The organism is Roseovarius sp. MMSF_3359 (assembly GCF_030733385.1).
Lineage (GTDB): Bacteria > Pseudomonadota > Alphaproteobacteria > Rhodobacterales > Rhodobacteraceae > Roseovarius.
On sequence record NZ_JASHJC010000003.1, the window covers coordinates 365,539 to 387,433 of the forward strand.

Below are 21,895 nucleotides of genomic sequence, written 5' to 3' on the forward strand. Positions count from 1 at the left end.
GAGGACCCAGAATGGCAGAGTTTGAAGTTCTTGCAGTCAGCCCGAAGGATCCGGATGCAGCCGAAAGGTTCGCCAAATCGCTGCGCGAAACGGGATTTGCCGTCATCAAGGATCATGACATCGACATGTCCGAGATCGAAGCGATGTACGACACCTGGTCGGGCTATTTCGCCAGCGACAGCAAATACAGCGACGCCATGCCCGCAGGCGACCCGGCGGGGTATTTCGGCTACAAATCCGAAAACGCCAAGGGCCGGTCGCAAAAGGACCTCAAGGAATTCTATCACGTCTATCAGTCCCGCCATGTTCCCGCGGAATGCAATGACGTGACCCGCAAGTTTCACGCCAGCCTCATTGAACTTGGCGAAACGCTTCTGGGCTGGCTCGATCAGGTCTCGCCGCCCGAAGTAACCGAAAAGCTGTCGATGCCGTTTACCAAGATGGTCGATGGTTCCGACGATCACCTGCTGCGGGTCTTGCACTACCCGCCCCTGCCCGACGATGTGGAGCCGGGCGAGGTCCGCGCCGCGGCCCATGGCGATATCAACCTTATCACGCTTCTGGTCACCGGCTCCGAGCCGGGTCTTCAGGCGCAGGATGTGAACGGCGATTGGCACGATATCCCCTGCGGCACCGGTTACATCAACGTCAATGCGGGCGACATGCTGGAACAGGCCAGCCGCAAGTATTACCCCTCGACCGTGCACCGGGTCATCAATCCGCCGAAACAGCAGAACCAATCCCGCTATTCCCTGCCGCTCTTCATGCATCCGCGCCCCGAGGTGCAACTGGCCCATCAGACCGCCGGAGAGTTCCTGCAGGAAAGACTTAAGGAGATCGGCCAGGGCGGCTGAAATCAAAAAAGGCCGGTCAAACGGCCAGCGTTCAACAAGGAGTTCACCGATGAAAAAGACACTGACCACCCTCATGGCTGCGAGCTTTGCCACGCTCTCCAGCATCGCGCTGGCGGCTGATTTCAAACCGGCCGTCATCTATGACATGGGCGGGAAATTCGACGAGTCGTTCAACGAAGGCGTCTATAACGGCATCAAGCGGTTCACCGATGAAACCGGCGTCGAAGTGATGGAATTCGAAGTCACCAACGAGGCGCAGCGTCAGCAGGCCATGGAGAAGATGGTCCAGCGTGGTGCGACCGTTGTGCTGGGCGTGGGCTTTGCCCAAGCCGATGCCATCAACGCCGTGGCCGAGGCCAATCCGGAGGTCAATTTCTCGATCATCGACGTGAACTGGCTGGATCAGCCGAACCTGCGCCAATATGCCTTCAAGGAGCAGGAAGGCTCTTACCTTGTGGGCATCGCCGCCGCGATGGCCTCGGAAACCGGCACCGTGGGGTTTGTCGGGGGCATGGACATCCCGCTGATCCGCGCCTTTGCCTGCGGATATAAGCAAGGCGCGAAATCCGCCAGCGCCGAGGTGAATGTCATCGAAAACATGACCGGCACGACCCCTGCCGCCTGGAATGACCCGGCCAAGGGCGCGGAACTCACGCAAAGTCAGATCGACCGGGGTGCCGACGTTGTTTATCAGGCCGCAGGCGGCACTGGTGTGGGCGTGATCCAGGCCGCGGCGGATGCCGGCAAGCTGGCCATTGGCGTCGATTCCAACCAGAACCACATGGCCCCTGGCAATGTCCTGACCTCGATGCTGAAACGGGTCGATGTTGCGGCCTATGAGACCATGAAAGACGCCATGTCGGGCGATTTCGACACCGGCGTGCGCAACCTTGGCATTGCCGAGGATGGCGTAGGCTGGGCGCTGGACGAACATAATGCCTCGCTCATCAGTGACGACATGAAGGCCGCGATCGATGCGGCCGCCGAGAAGATCAAATCGGGTGAAATCGTCGTGCATGACTACCGCTCGGACAGCAGCTGCCCCGCGGACTGATCCCGGCATGACGGACACGAACAAAGACGGGAGCGGCGGTGCCGCTCCCTATGCGTTGGAGTTGAAGGGCGTCAGCAAGTCCTTTGGCCTGATCCGCGCCAATCGCGACATCACCCTTGCGGTCAGACCTGGAAGTATCCACGGCATCATCGGTGAGAACGGCGCGGGGAAATCCACGCTGATGAACATCGTCTATGGCATGCATGTCCGCGACGAGGGCGAAATCCTTGTGGGGGGCGAGCCGGTCGATATGCGCTCCTCCGCCGACGCGATCAGCCACGGGATCGGCATGGTGCATCAACATTTCATGCTGGTGCCAACCTTCACGGTTCTGGAAAATGTCATGCTGGGTTCCGAAGGCGGCGCGCTCTTACGCGAAGGGCGACAGGCCGCCCGCGACCGGATCGTGGAACTGTCGGAACGCTATAACCTCCGGATTGACCCCGATGCCCTGGTCGGCGATCTGAACGTGGGTCAACGCCAGCGGGTCGAGATCATCAAGGCCCTGAAGGGTGGCGCGAAAATCCTTATTCTGGACGAGCCGACGGGCGTCCTGACCCCGCAGGAGGCCGAGCAGCTTTTTGAAATCCTCAAGGTGCTGCGCGACCGGGGCGTGTCGGTCTTGCTCATCACGCACAAACTGGCCGAGATCATGGAGATTACCGACGCCGTGGACATCATGCGGCAGGGGCAGATCGTGGGCCACCGCAAGACCGCGGAGACCTCGCCCGCCGAACTGGCCGAATTGATGGTCGGCCGCAAGGTCTTGCTTGAGGTGGAGCGTACCGAAGCCAATCCCGGCGACGTACAGTTTTCTGCCAGTGGACTGGGATACACCAACAGTCAAGGTGTGGTCGAATTGCAGGATATCAGTTTCGAGGTGCGTGCCGGTGAAATCCTCGGCGTGGCCGGGGTGTCCGGCAATGGCCAGACGCAGTTGATGGAGGTGCTGGCGGGCATGCGGCACCTGACCGCCGGGTCGATCAGTATCCTCGGCACCGAAGTCACCCCCGCGACCGAGACCAACCCGCGCATCATCCGGGATCTGGGCCTGCGCCACATCCCCGAGGACCGCCACCAACACGGGCTGATCCTGCATTTCGAGGCGCGCGAAAACATGATCCTCGGCGTGCAGGACAGCGACCTTGCGGGCACAGGCTTCCTGATGGACCCCGCGGCGATCGAGGCCAATTGCCGTGAGAAAATGCGCGATTATGACGTCCGCCCCGATGCGCCCCGCCATTTCGCCAAGAATTTCTCGGGCGGGAACCAGCAGAAGATCGTGATCGCCCGCGAATTTTCCGCCAATCCGGTGGTCCTGCTGGTCGGCCAGCCGACGCGCGGCGTCGATGTGGGCGCAATCGAGTTCATCCACAAGCAGCTTCTGGCGCTCCGCGATGCGGGCTGCGCGATCCTGCTGGTTAGTGTGGAGCTTGACGAGATCATGTCGCTTTCGGACCGGATCATGGTGCTCTGCGATGGCCACAATGTCGGGATCGTTGACCGGGCCGAAGCGGACCGGCAGACGCTTGGCCTGATGATGGCCGGGCAAAAACGCGAAGGACATGCCGCATGAGCGGGCCGACCCCACCCCTGCCCCGATGGGCCGATCTGTTCCTGTTGCCGGTCATCAACCTGATGGCGGCGCTTTTCGTCTGCGGGCTGGTCGTGCTGGCCATCGGCGAGAACCCGATCGAAGCCCTGGGCGTCATGCTCAAAGGGGCTTTCGTCTATTCCGGCGGCCTGGGCTACACGCTCTACTACACCACCAATTTCGTCTTCACGGGCCTGGCGGTGGCGACGGCATTTCACGCGATGCTCTTCAATATCGGCGGTGAGGGGCAGGCCTATATCGGCGGGCTTGGCGCGGCCTTGGCGGCCTTTGCCATCGGCGCGGCCCCGGGGATTGTCGCCCTGCCCGTGGCGATTGCGGGTGCGGCGCTAGCCGGGGCCTGCTGGGGTGTGATCCCGGGCTATCTGCAGGCGAAGCGCGGCAGTCATATCGTCATCACGACCATCATGTTCAACTTCATCGCGGCGTCGATCATGGTCTGGCTTCTGGTCGGTCCCATGCTGGAACCCGGGCAGCAATCCCCACAATCCGTGCCTCTGCCCGAGGGCAGCTACCTGCCCAAGATGCACGAGATGCTGGGCGCCATCGGAGTTGAAACCGCCGCCACGCCTTTGAATGCCTCTTTTCTACTGGCGCTGGTGTCGCTCGCGGTCTTCTGGGTGCTGATCTGGCGCACTCGGCTGGGCTACAACATCCGCGCCGTGGGGCAGAACCCTCAAGCAGCGCATTACGCGGGCATCAACGTGCCGCGCACAATTATCATCGCCATGGCCATCGCGGGCGGCTTCGCGGGGCTTCTGGCCACCAATGAAATCCTCGGGATCAGCCACCGGGTCATCCTGAACTACACCGCCGGGTATGGCTTTACCGGCATCGCCGTGGCGCTCATGGGCCGCAACCATCCGGTCGGCATCTTCCTCGCCTCGCTTCTCTTCGGGGCGCTCTATCAGGGCGGGGCAGAGCTTGATTTCGAGTTTCAGTCGATCACCCGCGAAATGGTCCTGATGATCCAGGGCATGATCATCCTCTTCTCCGGCGCGCTGGCCTATATGTTCAACCCGCCGCTCGCCCGGTTCATCGCCCGGATTTCGGCCCCGAAACGGGAGGTCGCCCATGGCTGACTTCCTCTATCAACTCCTGCTGACCTTCGATGCCACGCTCAGGATCGCCGCACCGCTGATCCTCTGCGCGATGGCGGGGATCTTTGCGGAACGCTCCGGCGTGATCGACATCTCGCTTGAGGGCAAGATGTTGACCGGGGCCTTCGTTGCTGCCGCCGTGGCCGCGCTCAGCGGATCGCCCTGGCTCGGGCTGATCTGCGCCATTTTCGCCAGCATCTTCATGTCGCTTGTCCACGGTTTCGCCTGCATCACCCACAAGGGCAATCAGGTGATTTCCGGCGTGGCGATCAACATCCTTGCCTCGGGTCTGACCGTGGTGATCGGCATCGCACTTTTCCGGCGGGGAGGTCAGACGCCAACCCTTGGCCGCGACGAACGCTTCAAGCCGCTCGATTGGATCGGGACGGAAACACTGGATGCGGTCCCGCTTCTGGGCGTGATATACCGGCAGCTCATCTCGGGCCATAACGTCCTTGTCTACCTGGCGCTGCTCGCCGTGCCGCTAACGGCTTTCATCATCTACCGCACCCGCTTCGGCCTCAGGATGCGCGCCGTCGGAGAGGTGCCCGAGGCGGTGGACAGCGCGGGCGTTTCGGTCACCTGGCTGCGCTACCGGGCGCTTATCATTGGGGGCGTCTTCTGCGGCATCGCGGGGGCTTACCTGTCGGTTGCGCAGGGCGGCAATTTCGTGCGCGAGATGTCGGCGGGCAAGGGCTATATCGCGCTGGCCGCGGTGATCTTTGGCAACTGGCGTCCGCTCCGGGCCTTCATGGCCTGCCTGATGTTCGGCTTCCTCGAAGCGGCCACATCGCGCCTGCAGGGGGTCGATCTTCCGCTGATCGGCGAGGTCCCGACGCAGCTCATGCTGGCGCTACCTTACGTGCTGACCGTGCTGCTTCTGGCGGGGTTCATCGGACGTCCCAGTCCGCCCGCCGCCATCGGTCAACCCTATCACAAATGACCGGATTGCACCGCGACCGGCGGCGCGTCATTCCACGTTTTTTAAGATACGGCTGTGTTTACGGGCCTCGGCCTGCACATCGCCAAAGGTGCGGATGCCGCGCGCTTCAAGCACCGCGATCATCTTGACGAAAGCCTCCGCCGTGGCCTGCGCATCGCCCAGGGCCGTATGGCGCAGCGATGGGTCGATCTCGATCTCCAACCGATCGCAGATCGCATCCAGCGTGTGTTCCGCCGAACCACCGAAAACCGCCGCCGACAGGTGCACCGTATCAAGCACCGGATGGTCGAAATCAATGTCGAGCCGCTCCGCCTGCCGATAGAGAAAGGCCGTGTCGAAGGGCGCGTTATGGGCCACGATCACCGCACCTTCGCAAAATTGGTGGAAGTCACGGCAGACCGCCTTGAACCGGGGCGCGCCTTTGACCATGGCGTCGTCGATCCGGTGGACCTTGGTCGATTGCGCGGGGATCTTGCGGCCCGGCCGCACGAGCGTGTCAAACACTTCGCCTGCCACGATCCTGCCATTGACCACCCGCACGGCCGCCAATTGCACCACGCGGTCCCGGTCGGGATTGAGGCCAGTGGTTTCGCTATCGAAGATCACATAGGTGAGGTCGCGCAGCGCGGTTTCGCGAAGCTCGGAGGATTGCGGCGCCTCCAGCAGGCCGAAATCATAGGTGAAGGGGCGCGCGGCCTCGGCCTCCAGTGGCTCCAGCATCAGGGTATAGCCCGCCCAACCCGCGAACCGGCGCACATGGCCCAAATAGATCGCGCCCGAGCGGCCAGTAACCGCAATGGTGCTGCGCGGGACATCCGTTTTCGCCATCTTGTCGAGGGTGGGTTGGATCGATTCCTTGTCGAGATAGTCAAAGATCAATGCCCTGAGCCGCGGCGTGCCTTCGCGTTCCATCAGCGCCGCCGCCTGCCCGTCATAAAGCACGATCCGGTGATCTGCACTGACCAGAATGACCGCCAGCGGAATGTCCGACAGGATGCGCAGCAACTGCTCCTTTTCGCGGGTCAGTCGGGCGGTCTGTTCCTCGATGGTCTCGGAGGTGCTGCAGAGCTTGCGATGAATGGCCGATGCCGCCGGGGCCAGATCACCCAGATACCGCGCCGCGCCCTCGTCGATCGGCTGCGCCACGTCGGAATGCGCCCGGACCCGTAGATGGGCGGCCAGGGCTTCGATCGGTTTGCTTACATGACGGTCGAACAAAAGCCAGACCGCCAGGATCAGACCGAGTACGCCGAACACGACGACGATGCCCACGGTCACAAAGGCCGACAGTGCCTCCGGCACGGCAAGTTGCCGGTATCCCAGCCAGAGCGCCAGAGCCGCAACCGCGACAATGCCCGCCCCCAACAGGCAGAAAAAGAGAAAGACCCGAAGCCTGAGGGGGAGGTCTCTCACATCACACCTCCGCGCAGGCCGCCTGCAGGATCGGATCATCCTCGGCCACATCGCGCCAGGTCACATTGAGCGCCGCGCCATCCGCGCCGAATTCCACCCCATCGACGATATCCGCGCGTTTCATCGCCGGACAATCGAACAGGACCGGCGCCTTGGCCGTCCGCGCCCAGCGTCCGTAAAAGACGAGTTCGACAATCCGCTGCCCGGGCTGGTCCGGGTGGCGCCGGATCGTGGCCTGATCGACGGCAACGAAGCGGTTCACATAAGGTTTGGCATAGGTCCAGGGGCGGTAAAATGCCGCCTCCTCGATGGCCTGCGCGACGACAAGCCCCTGCGGCATCGTGGCTTGTGTCCGGTTGAACCAGCTATATTCGCTTGAAATCGTGGCCAGCAGCATCGCCACCCCTGCCGATGCGGGGATGAGCCATTTCGGCAGACGCCCGCCCAGCATCCGGTTCAATGCCCAGACAAGAAGCGCCGCCGCAGCGCCCGCCACCACCGTGCCGATCAGTTCGAAAAACATTTCCCCTCCCCGTCATCCTCAGGCCAACAGACCGCGCCCCTGCATCAGTGCCGATTGCATCGTCTTGATCACCACAAACGCATCGCGCAGATGGCTGCGTTCGAAATCCGAAAGCGTCGACGGTGGCAGGAAGTTATCCGGCGCCTCCCCGGCCTTTATTCGGGCCGCCTGATGCTCCAACCGCGTTTGCGCCACCAGGTCATAGGCATCGAGCAGGTCGCGCCCGCCGCTTGGACTGATGACGCCTGCCTCAAGGGCTGCCTTGACCCGCGCCCGAGTATTGACCGCGTCCAACTGCCCTTGCAAGGCATACATCCGCCCCAGGTCCACCACCGGAATGACCCCGTTGAGCTTGGTGTCGATCGTGTTGCGATGCTCGCCCGAGCGGATCGTCGCAAAACCTCGTAAGAGGCCCAAGGGCGTCTGATGAGTCAGGGCATTGCTGGCCATATGCGCCGTGAAAATCGAATTCTCCGACGCCGCGCGCAGGGTCTCGGCCTGCAACCCGTCGAAAAGCGTCGTGTCCCCGCCAATGGGCCGCAGATCAAACATGACCGAGGCCAGCATCTGCGCCTCTTTGTGGGGCTGCGCGATCCAGCCGCGGAAATACTCGCGCCAGACCGAAAGCGGCTGTCGCCAGCGCGGGTTCGTGGCCATCATGTCGCCGGGGCAATAGACATAGCCGCAGGCATTGAGACCGTCGCTCACGAACTGCGCAAAGGGTTCGAAATAGGCCTGCGCGGCGTCGTCAATCCCATCCTCGAGGATCAGGCAATTATCCTGGTCGGACACGCCGGTTTGTTCCTGTCGTCCCTGCGATCCGCAGGCGAGCCAGAGATACCGCGCCGGGGCTGGGCCAAATTTCTCTTCGGCCAGCTTCAGCAGCTTGCGCGTCACCACATCGGCCACGTCGGTGACCAGGCGCGTGACCGTATCATGGCGATGTCCAGCGCCGACAAGCTGCACCAGAAGGCTGGGGATGCCCGCCGTGATCCCGGCCAGGTCTTCGGCGGTCTTGGCCCGCGCGGCCTTGGACACGAGGCCCGCCGCATTCGATGCCTGAAACCGGGTCAGGTCGGTCTGCGTGACGATGCCGATCAGGGTTCCGGCGGCCACGATGGGCAGGTGACCAATCCGATGCTCCATCATCAGGTGCAGCACATCCGAGCCGATCGCCGACGGCCCCAGGACACGCGGCGCACGGGTCATGATCGCCTCGACAGGCGTGTCATGGGCCATGCCCTCGGCCAGAGCCTTGCCCGACAGATCGCGGACAGTGACGATGCCGGTCAGCGCCCCGTTGTCGACCACACAGAGGCAGGAAATCCCGCGCTCCTGCAAGAGCTGCGCCGCCGCACGGATCGTCGTATCGGGCGCGCAAGTGACCGGATCGCGCACCATCAGGTCCTCAACCCGCACACTCGTCAGGTCGTTGGCGCGGGCCGGGTTCTTGTCAGGGCCGGCCGGGTGGCGGTCGAAGAATTTGCGGAAGGGTGCGTGATCGTCCCACAGCTTGTGAAAAAGAGGCGCCGGCAGGCAGATCAGCTCGGCCTCGGTATCGGCGCGGGCAGAGGTGACTGCCTTGCCATCGCGCAGCAGGCCGCGTTCGCCGAAGGAATTGCCGCGCTCAAGCACCGAGATGACGCCGCCATTCTGATCCTTGACGGTAATCTGCCCGCCCAAGACGATGTAAAGGCCGCGCATCGGCGCGCCGAGGACATAAACATCTTGGTTAGGTTGCAGGTGCACCCGCTCTGCCTCGACCGAAACGGTGGTACGGACGTCATCGGGAAGCATGTCGTAAGGGTGCTGATGCGACAGGAATGACAAAACATCTTCGGTCATGATCTGCACCCTTGTTGAATTCGCAAGGCCATTGCGGCCGGAAGAAAGGCGGGCGGCATGATAACCGCCCGCCTTGATCTTTTAGTGGTCCACCGCAGCGCCTGCACCAGCAGGGACACGGACGCTTTCGACCAGGTCCTTGATCTCCTGCGGCGTGTCCTTGGTGGACATCGACACCCCATAGGCCACGGCGAAGTTGATGATCGCGCCAACCGCACCGATCGCGGTCGATTGGATGCCGAAGAGCGATCCGTCAACCGTATCCGGGAAGGAGTTGGTGCCCGCGATAAAGAACCAGCCTTTGTGCAGGAAGATGTAGATCAGGGTAAAGACCAGACCCGCAAGCATCCCGGCAACCGCGCCGACATTGTTCACGCGCTTGGAGAAGATCCCCATCATCAGCGCCGGGAAGATCGACGCCGCCGCCAGACCAAAGGCCAGCGCCACGGTTTGCGCCGCAAATCCCGGGGGATTAAGACCCAGCCATGTGGCGACACCGATGGCCACCGCCATCGCGATCCGGGCCGACAGAAGTTCGCCCTTTTCCGAGATGCTCGGATTGATCGCGCCTTTGACAAGGTCGTGACTGACCGCCGACGAAATCGCCAGCAGAAGGCCCGCCGCCGTCGACAGGGCCGCCGCAAGGCCACCCGCGGCCACGAGACCGATCACCCAACCCGGCAGGTTGGCAATCTCGGGGTTGGCAAGCACCAGGATGTCACGGTTGAAGTTGGTCAACTCGTTGCCTTCCCAGCCATTCGCCGCAGCTTTTTCGGCCATCGCGTCGGACTTGTCGTTATAATACTGGATCTTGCCGTCGCCGTTCTTGTCTTCCCAATCGAGAAGACCGGTTTTCTGCCAGGTTTCCATCCAGTCGTAGCGCTCGTCATTGGCGATGGTCTCAACCGAAACCGCCTCGCCATTTGTGCCGTTGGGCCACATCAGCTCGGTGATGTTCAGGCGCGCCATTGCACCAACAGCCGGAGCCGTCAGGTAGAGAAGCGCGATGAAAACAAGCGCCCAGCCCGCGGACCAACGCGCGTCCGACACCTTCGGTACGGTGAAGAAGCGCATGATGACGTGGGGCAGACCCGCCGTCCCGATCATCAGCGACAGCGTGAAGAGCACCATGTTGAGGTTGTCTTTGTGCGCCTCGGTGTAGCTGGCAAAGCCGAGATCGGTGACGATCTGGTCGAGCTTCTGCAGCAGGTAGACACTGCCTTCGCCGCCGGTGGCGGTGGTTTCGCTGAAGAGGCCAAGCGCCGGGATCGGCGTGCCGGTCAGTTGCAGCGAGATGAAGATCGCCGGGATCGTATAGGCCGTGATCAGCACGACATATTGCGCCACCTGCGTATAGGTCACGCCCTTCATGCCGCCGAAAACCGCATAGGCGAAAACCACACAGGCCCCGATCAGAAGACCGGACGTGTTGGAAATCTCCAGGAAGCGGCCAAAGGCCACACCCACGCCGGTCATCTGACCGATCACATAGGTGGTCGAGGCCACGATCAGACAGATTACCGCCACGAGACGCGCGGTCGGGGAATAGAAGCGGTCGCCGATGAATTCCGACACGGTGAACTTGCCGAATTTCCGCAAGTAAGGTGCCAGAAGCAGCGCCAGCAGCACATAGCCCCCGGTCCAGCCCATCAGGAAGGACGAGTTGTCATAGCCGGTGAAGGCGATGAGACCCGCCATCGAGATGAACGAGGCCGCCGACATCCAGTCCGCCGCCGTGGCCATGCCGTTGGTCACGGGGTGAACGCCCCGGCCCGCCGCATAGAATTCCGAGGTGGAGCCCGCCCGGGCCCAGACCGCGATGCCGATGTAGAGCGCGAAACTCGCGCCGACAAACAGCAGGTTAAGTGTAAACTGGTCCATCGTCTCAGTCCTCCTCGACGCCGTATTCACGGTCCAGCTTGTTCATCCGCCAGGCGTAGAAGAAGATCAGCGCCAGGAAGACGATGATCGACCCCTGCTGGGCAAACCAGAAGCCCAGGTCAGTGCCGCCAACGGCGATGCCGGAAATCATCGGGCGCAGCAGAATGCCGAACCCAAAGGACACCAGCGCCCAGATGATGAGGCTGATAGTGATAATTCGGATGTTTGCCGACCAATAGCCGGCCCCATCCTCGGCCGCCTTGGTTTGTTGTGTTTGATCCGCCATTTGGCGCTCCTCCTTCGTTTATTGTCGTAATGTCAGACATGGCCCTGAGGCCTTGGTATCCCGGGTGGCGGTCAGGCCACCGGGCTTGCGACGACGTTCGCGATATCCGCGGCGATGTGCGGGATTTCTCCCATTGCATCAACACGTTGCAGCTTACCCTTTTGACTGTAGTAGCTGATGAGCGGGGCCGTTTGCGCGTGATAGGCATCCAAACGCGACATCACCGTTTCGGCATTGTCGTCGGCGCGACGGGTCATCTTCTGCGCCCCGCAATTGTCGCAGGTGTTTGCCACTTTTGGCGGCTTGAACGTGTCGTGATAGCCCTCGCCGCAGCCCGCGCAGGTAAAGCGGCCCGCGATCCGGACGACCATCTTGACGTCATCGACCTCAAGCGACACGACCGCGCTGATCTGCTGCCCTTTCCGGGCCAGCAGGTCATCAAGCGCCTCGGCCTGTCCCGTGGTACGGGGAAAGCCGTCCAGAACCACGCCCTTGGCGCAATCGGACTGCGTCAGGCGATCCTTGAGGATCGCCAACACGATCTCGTCACTGACGAGCCCGCCGGCCTCCATCACCGATTTCGCCTCAAGCCCCGCCGGCGTGCCGGCGGCAACAGCGCCGCGCAGCAGATCACCGGTCGAGAGTTGCACCAGGCCAAACCGCTCTTCGAGCATCCGCGCCTGCGTCCCCTTGCCCGCACCCGGAGGTCCGAGCAGGATAAAGACCGGCGCCGAGGCAGATAACGTTTGTGCAGCCATCATGCGTCCTCCCGGTTCATGCGATTTTCGATCAAGTCATCGACAACCGACGGATCGGCCAGGGTGGACGTATCGCCAAGCGCACCGAAATCATCCTCGGCGATCTTGCGCAGAATGCGGCGCATGATCTTGCCCGAACGGGTTTTCGGCAGGCCGGGCGCCCATTGGATGAGGTCGGGTTTGGCAATCGGGCCGATTTCCGACCGCACCCAGGTTTCCAACTCCTTGCGCAGTTCAGGCGAAGGCGTTTCGCCGTTCATCAGCGTGACATAGGCATAGATGCCTTGCCCCTTGATCGCGTGCGGATACCCCACGACGGCGGCCTCGGCGACCTTGGCATGGGCCACTAGCGCGCTTTCGACCTCGGCGGTGCCCATCCGGTGGCCCGAGACGTTGATGACGTCATCAACCCGGCCGGTGATCCAGTAATCGCCATCGGCATCGCGGCGGCAGCCATCGCCGGTGAAGTAATACCCTTTGTAATCCGAGAAATAGGTCTTTTCGAACCGCTCATGATCGCCCCAGACGGTGCGCATCTGCCCCGGCCAGCTATCGGCCAGAACCAGCACCCCTTCGGCCTCGGTCTCGGTGATTTCCTCGCCGCTCGTGGGCTCCAGGACCTTGGGTTGGATGCCGAAGAACGGTTGCTGCGCCGAGCCGGGCTTGAGGCTTGTCGCCCCCGGCAGCGGGGTCAGAAGATGCCCGCCGGTTTCGGTCTGCCACCAGGTATCGACAATCGGGCATTTCCCCTTGCCGACAACCGTGTGGTACCAATTCCAGGCCTCGGGATTGATCGGCTCACCCACCGTACCGAGCACCTTGAGGTCCGACAGATCATGCGCGTGGACGGGCTCATCCCCCGCCGCCATCAGGGCACGGATCGCGGTCGGCGCGGTATAGAATTGATTGACCCGGTGCTTTTCGCAAACCTGCCAGAAACGTCCCGCATCGGGATATGTCGGCACCCCTTCGAACATGATCGTGGTCGCGCCGTTAGCCAGCGGACCATAGACGATATAGCTGTGACCCGTGACCCAACCCACATCGGCGGTACACCAGAAGACATCGCCATCGTGGTAATCGAAGACCAGCTCATGGGTCATCGCTGCATAGGTGAGGTAGCCACCCGATGTATGCACAACGCCCTTGGGTTGCCCGGTGGAGCCGGAGGTGTAGAGGATGAAAAGCGGATCTTCGGCGTTCATCTTGGCGGGTGGGCAGTGGTCATCCGCCTCCAGCGACAATTCGTTGTAGTCATAGTCCCGGTCAGTCCAGGTGGTCTGACCCGCGGTGCGTTTGACGACGAGGCATTTGACGCTGTCCTTGCAATGCAGGAGCGCGGCGTCGGCATTGGATTTCAGCGGTGTCTTGCGGCCGCCACGGGGCGCTTCGTCGGCGGTGATAATGACCTTGGCGTCGCACCCGCTGATCCGCGCCGCCAGCGCATCGGGGGAGAAACCGGCAAAAACGATCGAATGAATGGCGCCGATCCGCGCGCAGGCCAGCATCGCATAGGCCGCCTCGGGGATCATCGGCAGGTAGATGACAACGCGGTCGCCCTTGGTCACACCAAGCGACTTCAGCACATTGGCCATCTTGCAGGTCTTGCTGTGCAGTTCCTTGTAAGTGATGTGCAGGGCGGGATCGCTCGGTTCATCCGGCTCCCAGATGATTGCGGTCTGATCGCCACGGCTATCCAGATGCCGGTCGATGCAATTGGCCGAGACATTGAGAACACCATCCTCGAACCACTTGATCGTCACGTTCCCAAGGGTGAAATCGACATTCTTGACCTTGGTGAACGGCGCGATCCAATCAAGGCGTTGACCCTGTTTTGCCCAGAACGCTTCGGGGTCGGCGACAGAATCGGCATAAAGAGATTTATATTGCTCGGCGTTGACATGCGCATTTCCAACCGTGTCCTGATCCGGCTCGAATACACGCATTGCAGATGTATTTTGGGTTTGATTTTCTTCCACGTTTTTCCTCCTCCAATACCTACGGGGCACAAAAAACGCTCAAACAATTGCAAACAAACACCCGCCCAGTGAGTAAAGGTGTTGTACATCAAATGTGAAAAGATTGTTTTATCTTATTATAATAAATGAATATTTTTGTTAATTAATTTACTCCTAATACAGTTTTTTGTAAATTTTTTCGACAGAACCGCAATAGCTGAGCAATCTCAACAGACTAGGTGTCAAACCGCTTCAAGACTTCTGCACCACCCCCGTCACTTCCGGCATGGTTGTATCGCTGTGCGCCCGATGGCGCACACGAAACCCATGCCAGGACACCAGCCAATTGCAGTGCGGAGGGTGAATCAGGCGCCCTGCATGCCCGAAGGTATCCACCAATCGCGACCGCGCGCCGTTTCGACATATTCCGGCCAGCGGAAATGGATCGGCGGATCGTAATCGCAAAGCGGTTCGATCATGGCGTCACCGGCGGTGCGGTGCTTGAACTCCGTCATGGCCGCCTCGCGCGCTGCGGGATCTTCCAGAAGGCGGATCGCCGAGGCTGCGATGATCTTGGCCGCACACCGCAGCATCGGGTCGATCGTCGCCGGGATACCCCCAAGCGCGTTCATCACCCAGGGCGGATACACCACCCCCGTCGGCGCCTTGAGCGCGGGGCGCGCGACATAGAACCGGGCGGTCGGGGCGTGCCAGGTCATGTCGGTGTAGTCGTCCGAGGTGGAATTCAACTGGCTCGGCGGCAGATCCCGGCGCAGGATCGCCTCGGCCTCCTGCGGGGCAATCAGCTGTCCAAGCTCCTCGATGAACGGCGCTGGCATGGGCTCAATCCCAAGGTTGCGCTGGATCTCACGGGCCACGTCCATGGCGGCCGTGTCCCAGACCGGCGTGCCCACCTCTTGCATGGCAGCCCAGACCACCTCCGCCATCGCGTGATTGGCCAGCCCGGGACGTGATTTGCAGACCCAATGCCGCTCGACCCGGCATCCGGTCATCGCCGCCGCCGCCTCGGCATTGCGGTCCAGCACGGCGGTGATTCTGTCGGCCATCTCAACCGTCGGCACCCGCATCATGTACTGGATTTCGGCCAAACCCGCAGGCAGATTGTCCGCCGTCGCCTGACCCGCGGTCAGGATCGCCTCGGACACGGACCAGCCGCCCTGATGCGGCAACATCGCCTCCCGCAGTACCTTGGATGATTGGTACATCGTCATCAACGCATCATTCGCCCCCGGCGCCCGAACATCGGAATGCGATTGCGGGATCGGTGCGCCGTCGGTGCTGCCCCAGGTCTCGGGCGCGTCACAGATGAAGCGATAGATCATCGAATAGGCGGCACCACAATGGGTGTCCCACCGGACGGTATTGCACATGGGCAGCATGTAGAACGGATGGAATGACAGCATCGCGGCGAGGCCGTCATAATACCCCTTGGCCGCATGAATGGGTTTTGATCCGCGCACCTTCTCCGCCGGTTCCCCGGTATAGCGCAGCCCGCCCTTGATCCCGTGCTTTTCCATCGCGGCCTTGGTTGCCAGAAGCCCGCCCAGGGTCGATACCCCCAGACCGGAATGCGGATCGGTATGCCCGCCCGCCTGAAACCCCACCCCGTCGCGTGGCTGACGGGACGTGGTGGCGGCCTGGCAATTGCCCGGAACCGCATCATATTCGGCGTACATCCCGATGACCGGCCCGTCCCCGTTCGACCACTCCGCGCAAAACGCCGTGGGCATCCCGCCTGATCCTTCCTCGACGGTGAACCCTTCTGCGCGCAGCCGCGTCACGTACCATTCGGCCGAGCGGTACTCGCGCCATGCAGTCTCGGCAAAGTCGAAAATCGTCGCGCACCAGTCGGACAACTCCGCCATGCGCGCGTCAACGACGCCAAGCGCATGGGATTGGGCATTGGTCAGTTTCATGCGGGCCTCCCTGTGATGAGCTTAGGCAGGTTTGCGCCGCCGGGAAAAGGGGCAAGATGATCTGCGGTGCCAGCCGCCCGCGAAACCACCGCGAAACGACGGAAGCCGCAGATATTGGGCCCTTGGCATCACGTGATTTCTCAACAGACCTCACAATCCCGAAAAAGGACATGACCGAATTGCCCGACATGCCTAAGGTGACCAGTGATGAACGAAGCAGAGCTCATTTTCTGGATCGCGCGCACCTGGCTCTGGATCGGGGCGGCGGTCGCAGCGGTTTTCCTGACCATCGGGATCGACCGCATCGACGAAGACGCACGCGGTGCCTACGCGTTCCGCCCGCTCCTGATCCCCGGCATCCTGTTGATCTGGCCGCTTGTGCTTTGGCGCTGGTGGACGCTTGAAGCCGCGCGGTTTGATCCGCACTCCCGGTATCGCCCGGTCCGCGCCGCCCATGGGATCGCCGCGATCCTGCTTTGCGTGACCGTTCTGGGCGCCATCGCCCTTGGCCTTGCGGTGCGTCAGGAATGGCCTGCCGATTTTGAACCCACGCAGATCGGGGAGGTCGCGCAGTGAGCGTCAAATACATCCCCGTGCAATGGAACCGGAACAAGTGGATCTACGACGGCTTCATGCTGGCAGGGGTGGTCGGTTTCCTATGGCTTTTCCTCTTCGTCAGCCCCGAAGTGCTCAGCCACGAGCGCCCGATCAATCCGCAGGTCCACAATGCCCGCGCCTTTGGCGCCTGCGCCTTCGTAATGCTGAGCGTCATTCTGGCCCTGGGTCCGCTGGCGCGCCTTGACCGCCGCTTCCTGCCGCTGGTCTATAACCGTCGTCATTTCGGGGTCATGACCGCTGCCGTGGCGCTCACGCATTTTGGCTATATCCTGAACTGGTATTTCGCTTTCTCGCCCTCGGGAAGGTACGAAGCCCTGCTTTTTGCCAACACGAGCTTTGATCGCGCGTCTGGTTTTCCCTTCGAGATTTTCGGGATCGTCGCGCTGCTTTGCCTGCTGGTTCTGGCCGCGACGAGCCATGATTTCTGGCTGAAATTCCTGACCGCTCCGCTTTGGAAACGCCTGCATTACCTGATCTACCTGGCCTATGCCTCGGTCGTGGCCCATGTCTGCCTCGGTATCCTGCAGGATCAGCAAAACCAGCTTTTCAACTGGATCTTCGTCGTGATGGCCGTGGTGGTTGTCTTCCTGCACCTCGCCGCCTTCTGGCATGAACGCCGGTCCGGCGATCCGGTGGGCGAGACGGCATCCGACGGCTGGATCGCGGTCTGCAAGGCCGAGGATATCCCCGAGGCCCGGGCGCGGATCGCGGTGCTGCCCAATGGCGATCGCGTTGCGGTCTTTCGGTTCGAAAACAAACTCTCGGCCATCTCCAACGCCTGCGCCCATCAAAACGGCCCCCTGGGCGAAGGCCGGATCATCGCCTGCCTGGTGACCTGCCCCTGGCACGGGTTTCAATACAATGTCCGCAACGGCCAATCCCCTGCCCCCTTCACGGAAAAGATCCCGACCTACAAGATCGCCCTGCGCGATGGCGTGGTGCTGGTCGACCCTGTCGCCAACCCGCCCGGCACGCCCGTCGAACCGGTGGAGGTGGCGCCATGAAACACGACAATGCGCCCTTCTTCGTGGGCTACCTCAACCCGCCCAGGAAGCTGCGTCTCTTTCTGCTGGCAGCCGGGATCATGCTGGTCGCCGCCATGACGCTTTTCGGGCTGCTTCTGGGCAGTGCGCAGGATGACCCCGGCACCGGTGCCTTTCGCTTTGACTATGGCCGCCAGAACGTGACCGGCGTGATCGAAATGCTGCCCTATCCGATCCTGCATGTCACCGAAGGGACCGAGCGGATCAAGGCTGGCAATGTCCTGATGCTGGCCTCGCAGGGCAAGCGCGGTGTCATGGGCCTGACCCAGCCCTTCAGCGGTCAGCAGGTCACGGCATCTGGCATCCTGCTGAACCGGGGGGCGCTTGAGATGCTGCAACTTCGCGGCGGCAACCAGGGCCTGAAAGCCGCCGAGGGGACCGCCGATATACCTGCCGCTGAACCTCTGGGCCGCTGGAAACTCGCCGGAGAAATCTGCGACGGCAAATGCCTGGCGGGCGCCATGCGACCGGGCCGCGGCCTGGCGCACAAGGCCTGCGCCAATCTCTGCCTGATCGGGGATATCCCGCCGGTCTTTGTGTCCAGCCAACCCGTCGCCGGGTCCGAATTCCTGATGGCGGTCGGGCCGGATGGGGGGAAGATACCGGACAGCATTTATGATTACGTCGGCAATTTCGTCGCGCTTGAAGGCGATATCACCCGCCACGGTGACCTGCTGGTCCTGCGGATGGACCCGGCAACAATCGAGGTGCTGCCATGACCCGGCGCATCACCTGGCTGCTGATCACGCTCGTTGTCACGGTGATCCTGTTCTACCTGTCGCGGTTCTGGATTTTCGATTTCTGGGGTCGCCAGGGCCTCTTCGGCCTTCAGGATCTCCGACCTCAGGGCGGCCTCTTGGCCCGATGGCTGCGCGGCACACAATTTGCACCGTTCGAGCTTATCATCTGGGTGGTGTCTTTCTTCCTGATCCTGACGGGCCTGGAAAAGCTCTATGGCCGCTTCGGCAGCGGCGACAAGTGACCCAGCGCACGGGGGGTCACCGCGCGCAGGTCTTGGCACATTGCTTCACGCTTCCTCTTGCGGCGCGCTGCTGCGCATAAAGAAGATGTAATAGAACACCGGCGCCGCAATCAGCGTAAGGATCGACGCGAAGGCCAACCCGCCCATGATCGTCACCGCCATCGACTGAAAGAACGCATCGCGGATCAGGGGGATCATGCCCAGGATCGTCGTTGCGGCGGCCAGGATCACCGGGCGCAAGCGCGAGGTGGAGGCCGACACAATCGCATCCTTCAGCGCCCATTTGGGGTTCTCTTCGCGGACTATGTCAATCTCCTCGACCAGCACGATCCCGTTCTTGATCAACATCCCCGAAAGCGACAGGAGGCCAAGCAAGGCCGTGAACGTAAACGGTAACCCCGTCCCCAAGAGCGCAAGGCTGACCCCGTTGACCGACATCGGCACCAGCAGCCAGATAATGAGCGGCTGACGCAGCGCGTTGAAAAGCAGCACCGAGATCAGCACCATGATGATGAGGCTGAGAGGCAGTTGCGCGGCAAGGCTTGCCTGCGCATCGGACGAACTTTCATACTCGCCGCCCCATTCCATCTTATAGCCTATGGGCACGGGCAATGCCTCGATCGCGTCTTGAATCTCGGCCTGGACCTGCGCAGCGGTAAAGCCCGCGGGAATGTCGGCGCCCACGGTGATCGTATAGACGCGGTCGCGGCGCATCACGAGCGTGTTCTGCGGCTCGAACACCATGCCATCGGTGACCTGCTCGAACGGAACGAACGCCTGGCCACTTTCGGAATAGACAACATGGTCGGACAGGACCATGCCGGATTGCGGGTCGGTCCGCAGGACAATCGGTATCTGCCGCTCCCCTTCGCGATAGACGCCGGAATCGATCCCCTCGGTGGCAAAACGCAGCGTGTCGGTGATGTCATCGCGGGAAATACCCGCCTCCTGCGCGCGGTCGCTTGAATAGACGGGCTTCAGGATCTGTTCCATCTCGCGCCAGTCAACACGCGGCTCGACGATGTTGTCCGATGCCGCAAGCAGGGCCGCCATGGCGTCATCGGCCAGGTCACGCAGGACCTCGGGGTCCGACCCGGAATACCGTACCTGGATCGGATCGCCGCCGCCGGGACCAAAGGCCAGGCGTTTCGCCCTGAATTCTCCCTGCGGCACCGCGCGATGTGCGAATTGTTCCATATCGGCGATCAGCGGTGCAATCGTGTCAATCGTCTCGGTCCGCACGATGATGTGGCCATAGCTCGGGTTCGGATCCTCGGACTGGTAGGTCAGCATGAACCGCGACGCACCGTCGCCGACATAGGCGGTGTACGCCACGACGTCTTCCCGGTCCGCAAGCCAGTCTTCAATCACCGCGAGGTCACGTGATGTCTGATGGATCGACGCGCCCTGCGGCAGCTTGTAATGCACGAAGAAGAGCGGCGTGTTGCTGTCGGGAAAGAATTGCTGCTTGATCTGCCCGAAAAGGGCAAAACATACAACTGTGACGGCGATCAACCCGGGGATGACGAGCCACCAGAGACGGAGGCACTGCCGCAGAAGACCGCCGTAGACCCGAAAGAGCATCCCGCCATAGGCATCATCTTCGCCGCCGCTGCCGGTCTTGAAGAAGTAGTGCGCCAGAAGCGGCGTGACTGTCAGGGCCAACAGCCAGGACAAGGTGAGCGAGATGCCGATCACCGCAAAGAGCGAGAACAGGAATTCGCCGGTCGAATCCGGGCTGAGGCCGATCCCCGCGAAGGCCATGATCCCGATCACCGTGGCCCCCAGTAGCGGGATTTGTGTCTTGCGGCCCGCATCCTCCGCCGCATCGCGGGAGGACTGCCCCCGCGCCATCGAGATCTGCATGCCTTCCGCAACCACGATGGCGTTATCAACCAGCATGCCCATCGCGATGATCAAGGCGCCAAGCGAGATACGCTCCATCTCGATAGAGAATATCGACATGAAAAGCAGCGTTCCCACCACGGTCAGAAGCAAGGTTGTCCCAACGACGATGGCCGCGCGCCAGCCCATGAAAAGGGCGAGGACAACGACAACGATACTGACCGACATTGCCAGGTTCACGAGGAAGTCGTTCGATGCTTCTTCGACAACGACATGCTGCTGGTAGATCGGGCTGAGCTGCACGCCCAGGGGGATCTGCGGCTGCAACTCTGTCAGTCTCGCATCGACCCGCTTGCCGACATCGACGATGTTTTCGGTGCTGATCCCCGCCACCCCGAGCGTGAACGCCTCGACCCCGTCGTGCCGGATCAAGAGATCCGGGTTCTGCTCCCTGCCGCGATGGACATCCGCAAAATCGTAGAGGTTGAGCACCTCCCCCCCGACACCGACGGTCAGCCCCGCGATTTCCGAAACGCTATCGCTGCCATCGGGCGCCTGTATCAGCGTCCGCCCGTTCACATTCTGGAGCGAGCCGCCATCGACAACCGAATTCGCATTGGCGATCGCGGACTGAATGGCCGCGGGCGGTACGTTCAGGTTGGTGGTGATGACAAGATCCGGCTGAACATAGATCACCTCGTCGGGGACGCCGGACACCGCGACATCGGCCACCCCGTCAACGGCCAGCAGTTCGCGCCTGAGAAACGTGGAGAGTTCGTAGATTTCACTATTGTCATATCCCGGCGCAGAGACCGCGTAATAGATGCCGAACACATCGCCAAAACCGTCATTTACAAAGGGCCGCGACGTCCCGGACGGCAGCGCCGCTGCGTTCGCGCGGTTCCTGAGCTTGGTCCAGATCTCCGGCAATTCAGTGCCATCATACTGGTCCTTCATATCGACCGTGATCCACGAAAGGCCGGGCTGGTTCATGGACCGGATCTCTTTCACTTCGCTCATGGTCTGTATTTCAGATTCGAGCGGTTCGGAAACCTCTCGCGCCACCTGTTCGGCCGACGCCCCGGGATATTGCGTGACGACAACAGCGGTCTTGATGGTGAAGGCCGGATCTTCGAGACGTCCGAGGGTCATAAACCCCCAGATCCCGCCAAGCAGACAGATCAGGATGACGATCCAGGTATAGAGGGGCCGGTCGATGGAAGCGCGCGCGATGTCCATGGGG

The 21,895-nt window shown here is 61.8% G+C and carries 18 protein-coding genes; 9 read left to right on the forward strand and 9 right to left on the reverse strand.

All coding sequences use genetic code 11. From position 1 onward, the window contains the following. Nucleotides 1-11: 11 nt before the first annotated feature. From RBB29_RS06810 to RBB29_RS06830, 5 genes are all read left to right on the forward strand, one after another. Nucleotides 12-854, forward strand: a complete 843-nt coding sequence (locus RBB29_RS06810; protein WP_306113803.1) for a 2OG-Fe(II) oxygenase family protein — start codon at nt 12-14, stop codon at nt 852-854. Nucleotides 855-927: 73 nt separating this feature from the next. Then, nucleotides 928-1,908: a BMP family protein gene (locus RBB29_RS06815; protein WP_371931442.1), complete on the forward strand. Its 981-nt coding sequence runs from the start codon at nt 928-930 to the stop codon at nt 1,906-1,908. A 7-nt stretch (nt 1,909-1,915) separates the two neighbouring features. Then, nucleotides 1,916-3,484 carry an ABC transporter ATP-binding protein gene (locus RBB29_RS06820; protein WP_306113805.1) on the forward strand — a complete coding sequence of 523 codons (1,569 nt, stop codon included), beginning with the start codon at nt 1,916-1,918 and terminating at the stop codon, nt 3,482-3,484. Beyond that, on the forward strand, nt 3,481-4,602 hold the full coding sequence (locus RBB29_RS06825) for an ABC transporter permease (protein ID WP_306113806.1): 1,122 nt from the start codon (nt 3,481-3,483) through the stop codon (nt 4,600-4,602). The genes RBB29_RS06820 and RBB29_RS06825 overlap by 4 nt, the downstream gene beginning before the upstream one ends. Next, the gene (locus tag RBB29_RS06830) at nt 4,595-5,563 is read left to right on the forward strand and encodes an ABC transporter permease (RefSeq protein ID WP_306113807.1); all 969 of its coding nucleotides are present in this window, start codon (nt 4,595-4,597) and stop codon (nt 5,561-5,563) included. Before RBB29_RS06825 ends, RBB29_RS06830 begins: the two co-directional genes overlap by 8 nt. A gap of 27 nt (nt 5,564-5,590) precedes the next feature. On the opposite strand, the gene RBB29_RS06835 is transcribed toward RBB29_RS06830, so the two are convergent. The 8 genes from RBB29_RS06835 to RBB29_RS06870 form a co-directional block, all read right to left on the reverse strand. Beyond that, a complete protein-coding gene (locus RBB29_RS06835; RefSeq protein WP_306113808.1) occupies nt 5,591-6,976 on the reverse strand; it encodes a 3'-5' exonuclease in 1,386 nt (461 codons plus the stop codon). Nucleotide 6,977: 1 nt separating this feature from the next. Continuing rightward, entirely contained in the window at nt 6,978-7,499 is a 522-nt protein-coding gene (locus tag RBB29_RS06840; protein ID WP_306113809.1) for a hypothetical protein, read from the reverse strand. Between the two features lie 18 nt (nt 7,500-7,517). Further along, nucleotides 7,518-9,344 (reverse strand): DUF294 nucleotidyltransferase-like domain-containing protein, encoded by a 1,827-nt coding sequence (locus tag RBB29_RS06845; RefSeq protein ID WP_306113810.1) that lies wholly within the window; start codon nt 9,342-9,344, stop codon nt 7,518-7,520. Nucleotides 9,345-9,425: 81 nt separating this feature from the next. Beyond that, nucleotides 9,426-11,225 carry a sodium:solute symporter family protein gene (locus RBB29_RS06850; RefSeq protein ID WP_306113811.1) on the reverse strand — a complete coding sequence of 600 codons (1,800 nt, stop codon included), beginning with the start codon at nt 11,223-11,225 and terminating at the stop codon, nt 9,426-9,428. Nucleotides 11,226-11,229: 4 nt separating this feature from the next. Beyond that, complete coding sequence (locus tag RBB29_RS06855; RefSeq protein WP_306113812.1) at nt 11,230-11,511, reverse strand: DUF4212 domain-containing protein; 282 nt, start codon at nt 11,509-11,511, stop codon at nt 11,230-11,232. Between the two features lie 71 nt (nt 11,512-11,582). Continuing rightward, nucleotides 11,583-12,269 carry an adenylate kinase gene (locus RBB29_RS06860; RefSeq protein WP_306113813.1) on the reverse strand — a complete coding sequence of 229 codons (687 nt, stop codon included), beginning with the start codon at nt 12,267-12,269 and terminating at the stop codon, nt 11,583-11,585. Further along, on the reverse strand, nt 12,269-14,248 hold the full coding sequence (acs, locus tag RBB29_RS06865; RefSeq protein WP_306113814.1) for an acetate--CoA ligase: 1,980 nt from the start codon (nt 14,246-14,248) through the stop codon (nt 12,269-12,271). The genes RBB29_RS06860 and acs overlap by 1 nt, the downstream gene beginning before the upstream one ends. Nucleotides 14,249-14,592: 344 nt before the next feature. Then, entirely contained in the window at nt 14,593-16,164 is a 1,572-nt protein-coding gene (locus tag RBB29_RS06870; protein WP_306113815.1) for an amidohydrolase, read from the reverse strand. Nucleotides 16,165-16,371: 207 nt separating this feature from the next. Between RBB29_RS06870 and RBB29_RS06875 the strand changes: the two genes are divergently transcribed. From RBB29_RS06875 to RBB29_RS06890, 4 genes are read left to right on the forward strand one after another with little or no spacing between them, the layout of a single operon-like run. Next, complete coding sequence (locus tag RBB29_RS06875) at nt 16,372-16,740, forward strand: hypothetical protein (protein ID WP_306113816.1); 369 nt, start codon at nt 16,372-16,374, stop codon at nt 16,738-16,740. Further along, nucleotides 16,737-17,786 carry a Rieske 2Fe-2S domain-containing protein gene (locus RBB29_RS06880; RefSeq protein ID WP_306113817.1) on the forward strand — a complete coding sequence of 350 codons (1,050 nt, stop codon included), beginning with the start codon at nt 16,737-16,739 and terminating at the stop codon, nt 17,784-17,786. Before RBB29_RS06875 ends, RBB29_RS06880 begins: the two co-directional genes overlap by 4 nt. Continuing rightward, a complete protein-coding gene (locus RBB29_RS06885) occupies nt 17,783-18,544 on the forward strand; it encodes a hypothetical protein (RefSeq protein ID WP_306113818.1) in 762 nt (253 codons plus the stop codon). The genes RBB29_RS06880 and RBB29_RS06885 overlap by 4 nt, the downstream gene beginning before the upstream one ends. Then, nucleotides 18,541-18,807, forward strand: coding sequence for a hypothetical protein (locus tag RBB29_RS06890; RefSeq protein WP_306113819.1), 267 nt, complete (start codon nt 18,541-18,543; stop codon nt 18,805-18,807). The genes RBB29_RS06885 and RBB29_RS06890 overlap by 4 nt, the downstream gene beginning before the upstream one ends. Nucleotides 18,808-18,852: 45 nt before the next feature. Here the strand turns inward: RBB29_RS06890 and RBB29_RS06895 are convergent, their stop codons facing one another. After that, a complete protein-coding gene (locus RBB29_RS06895) occupies nt 18,853-21,891 on the reverse strand; it encodes an efflux RND transporter permease subunit (protein ID WP_306113820.1) in 3,039 nt (1,012 codons plus the stop codon). Nucleotides 21,892-21,895: the final 4 nt, after the last annotated feature.

Coding starts and splice junctions, on each gene's coding strand:
- RBB29_RS06850 (WP_306113811.1), bottom strand. CDS start 11,225: ATGGACCAGTTTACACTTAACCTGCTGTTTGTCGGCGCGAGTTTCGCG.
- RBB29_RS06870 (WP_306113815.1), bottom strand. CDS start 16,164: ATGAAACTGACCAATGCCCAATCCCATGCGCTTGGCGTCGTTGACGCG.
- RBB29_RS06885 (WP_306113818.1), top strand. CDS start 17,783: ATGAAACACGACAATGCGCCCTTCTTCGTGGGCTACCTCAACCCGCCC.
- RBB29_RS06845 (WP_306113810.1), bottom strand. CDS start 9,344: ATGACCGAAGATGTTTTGTCATTCCTGTCGCATCAGCACCCTTACGAC.
- RBB29_RS06810 (WP_306113803.1), top strand. CDS start 12: ATGGCAGAGTTTGAAGTTCTTGCAGTCAGCCCGAAGGATCCGGATGCA.
- RBB29_RS06815 (WP_371931442.1), top strand. CDS start 928: ATGGCTGCGAGCTTTGCCACGCTCTCCAGCATCGCGCTGGCGGCTGAT.
- RBB29_RS06840 (WP_306113809.1), bottom strand. CDS start 7,499: ATGTTTTTCGAACTGATCGGCACGGTGGTGGCGGGCGCTGCGGCGGCG.
- RBB29_RS06875 (WP_306113816.1), top strand. CDS start 16,372: ATGAACGAAGCAGAGCTCATTTTCTGGATCGCGCGCACCTGGCTCTGG.
- RBB29_RS06830 (WP_306113807.1), top strand. CDS start 4,595: ATGGCTGACTTCCTCTATCAACTCCTGCTGACCTTCGATGCCACGCTC.
- RBB29_RS06855 (WP_306113812.1), bottom strand. CDS start 11,511: ATGGCGGATCAAACACAACAAACCAAGGCGGCCGAGGATGGGGCCGGC.
- RBB29_RS06860 (WP_306113813.1), bottom strand. CDS start 12,269: ATGGCTGCACAAACGTTATCTGCCTCGGCGCCGGTCTTTATCCTGCTC.
- RBB29_RS06890 (WP_306113819.1), top strand. CDS start 18,541: ATGACCCGGCGCATCACCTGGCTGCTGATCACGCTCGTTGTCACGGTG.
- RBB29_RS06820 (WP_306113805.1), top strand. CDS start 1,916: ATGACGGACACGAACAAAGACGGGAGCGGCGGTGCCGCTCCCTATGCG.
- RBB29_RS06825 (WP_306113806.1), top strand. CDS start 3,481: ATGAGCGGGCCGACCCCACCCCTGCCCCGATGGGCCGATCTGTTCCTG.
- RBB29_RS06895 (WP_306113820.1), bottom strand. CDS start 21,891: ATGGACATCGCGCGCGCTTCCATCGACCGGCCCCTCTATACCTGGATC.